The sequence below is a fragment of the Clostridium sp. BL-8 genome (assembly GCF_002006495.1).
GTDB lineage: Bacteria > Bacillota > Clostridia > Clostridiales > Clostridiaceae > Clostridium.
Genome location: NZ_LZZL01000178.1, coordinates 1 through 3,018 on the forward strand (window position 1 = coordinate 1; position 3,018 = coordinate 3,018).

Below are 3,018 nucleotides of genomic sequence, written 5' to 3' on the forward strand. Positions count from 1 at the left end.
TTGTTAATTCTTCTCTGTTTAAATATCCTCTTGCAAGTCCATCTCCTGAAACACACAATTCTCCACATGTTCCTACTGGCATTAAGGTATTATTATCTCCCAATATGTATATTCTAGAATTACTTATTGGTTTTCCTATTGGTATATTCCTATAATCTTTATCTACAACAAAGCTTGTTGTAACTACCGCATTTTCTGTTGGTCCATAATTGTTTATTAATTCATAAGTCTGCTTTTTATATACCTTTAATTTATCTGCTCCAGTTAGTAGCTTTCTTAAAGATTTATTCTTTAAATTCATAAATTCTTCACACATTTGCGTAGGTAAGAAGCCTATTGTTATTTGATTATCCTCATAATATTTATTTAGTTCATCCTTATCAAGCATTATAGACTTATCTATCATATATAGTGTTGCTCCAGTTATAATGTAAGGGAATATCTCCCAAACAGATGCATCAAAACCAAAACCTGCATACTTTGTTGCTCTATCTTTTTCTGTTACTTCATAATATTCATTATGCCAGAAACATAAATTTACAAGAGCTTTTTGTTCTATCATTACTCCCTTAGGCTTTCCAGTTGTTCCTGAAGTATATATGACATATGCCAAATCATTTGATTTACCTATATTATTTAGGTTATTATTCTTTCTTTCATATAGCTTATTATCTTCTAAGTCTATAGTTTCTCCAGCATAACTTACACTTCCTAGTAATTTGGTTTGTGTTAAAAGAATTTTCGTGCTACTATCTTCTAACATGTACTTTATTCTGTCTTCTGGATATTCAGAATCTATTGGTAAATATGCTCCTCCAGCTTTTAAGATTCCCATTATTCCAATTATCATCTCTAAAGATTTATCCATCATTATTCCGACTATTGTTTCTGCTTCTACACCTTTTTCTCTTAAAACCCTTGCTAAAGCATTTGATTTTTTATTAAGCTCTCTATACGTTAATTTCTTGTCTTTACATACTACCGCTATATTATCTGGTGTTTTTTGTACTTGCTTTTCAAATAAATCTACTATAGTTACATTTTGAGGATATTCTGCCTTTGTTCTATTAAATTGATTTAATAACTTATCTCTTTCTTCTGCACCGATTAAATCAATCTCATATATCTTACTATCTAACTTAGCTGTTACATATTTTAATATATTGATGTAATGCTCTTTCATTCTTTCTACTGTTTCTTTTTTAAATAATTTAGTACAATACTCCAAGCTAAAGCTTATACCTTCGTCTATTTCCGCTCCAGTTAATGTTAAATCAAACTTTGCTATAGTTAATTCTGATTCAGCTTCTATCAATTTGATATTCATATTATTTTGATCTAAACCAAAATCCATATTTTCAAGTACAAACATCACATCAAATAACGGATTTCTACTCATATCTCTTTTAACATCTAATTTATTAACTACATCATCAAATTGGTAATCAAGATTTTCAAAGTCTTTTAAGGTATTATCTTTTACTTCCTTTAAGAAATCTCTAAAAGTCCTATTGGCATTTGGATAATTTCTAAGTGCTACTGTATTTACAAACATTCCAACAGTATCTTCAAGCTCTGCTTGTGATCTTCCGGCCTGAGCTGTTCCTACTATAATATCTTCTTGTCCACTATATCTTGCAAGCATCACGTTATACGATGCTAAAAGTACCATATACAAAGTTGTTCCTGTTTCCTTTGCTATATTATTTAACTTTTCTTTCAACTTATTATTTATAGCAAAATTTATTCTGTCACCTTCGTAGCTTTGCACATTTGGTCTTTCATAATCTGTTACCATATTTAATATTGGTGTTTCTCCATTTAATCTATTTAACCAATATTCTTCTTGTCTTTTTAGTACTCCATTTGCTTCTAAGCTATTTTGCCACTCTGAATAATCTTTATATTGTACTAGTGGTTTCCTTAATTCCTTGCCTCTGTATGCCTCAGTGAATTCTTTTATTAATATGCTCATAGAAATTCCATCTGTTACTATATGATGAATATCAAGCATAAGTACATACTTTTCATCTGCACATTTTATTAACTTACTCCTAATTAGAGGCGCTTTCCTTAAATCAAACGGCTTAATAAAACTACTTATTTTTCCTTTAACTTCTTTTTCACTTGTCTCCTCATATTCGAATTCTAATTCCCACTTTTTATGAATTTTTTGTACTATTTCCCCACTTACAACCTCAAAGCTCGTTCTTAATGCTTCATGTCTCTTTACTAATTCATTTAATACTATCTTTACTTTTTCACTATCCATTTTTTCTTTCATTTCCAATATCATTGGAACATTATAAACAGTATTAAATTTATCCATTTCCCATAATGCAAATATTCTCTTTTCTGCTGAGGATGCTTTATAAAATTCTTTTTCTTCTGCTCTATCTATTGTTATATATTCTCGTTTATCAGCCTTTTCTATTATTCCGCTTAAAGCTTTTATAGTAGGATTTTCAAATATTTCTCTTACCTTTATTTCTACCTCAAATACTTTCTTAATTTTTGCTGCTATTACTGATGCCTTTAATGAGTGTCCCCCTAAATCAAAATAATTATGGTTTATTCCTATACCCTCTATCGCTAATACTTCTTCCCATATTGCTGTTAATTTTTCTTCTATTTCATTTCTTGGAGCCTCATATTCATTTTCCATTATTTTAGTGATATCTATTTCCGGAAGAGCTCTCTTATCTACTTTTCCATTTAGCGTTAATTGGAATTTATCTATTTGTACTATATAACTAGGTATCATATAAGCTGGTAATTCTTTTGAGAGTTCCTCTTTTACTTCAGAAGCTGAAACTTCTTGCTCTGCTGTCATATATGCACAAAGATATTTATCTCCATTCTCACTGATTTTTACAACTACTACTGCTTCTTTTATTTCTTTTAGTTTTGAAAGTTTATTTTCTATTTCTCCAATTTCTATTCTGAAACCTCTTATTTTTACTTGATTATCTATTCTTCCTAGATATTCTATATTTCCATCTGGAAGCCATCTTGCTA

Annotated in this window: 1 protein-coding gene; it reads right to left on the reverse strand. The window is 29.5% G+C overall.

Annotated elements, in window-relative coordinates:
- On the reverse strand, positions 1-3,018 hold a 3,018-nt coding region (locus tag CLOBL_RS26925; protein ID WP_143323974.1), incomplete at both ends, for a condensation domain-containing protein.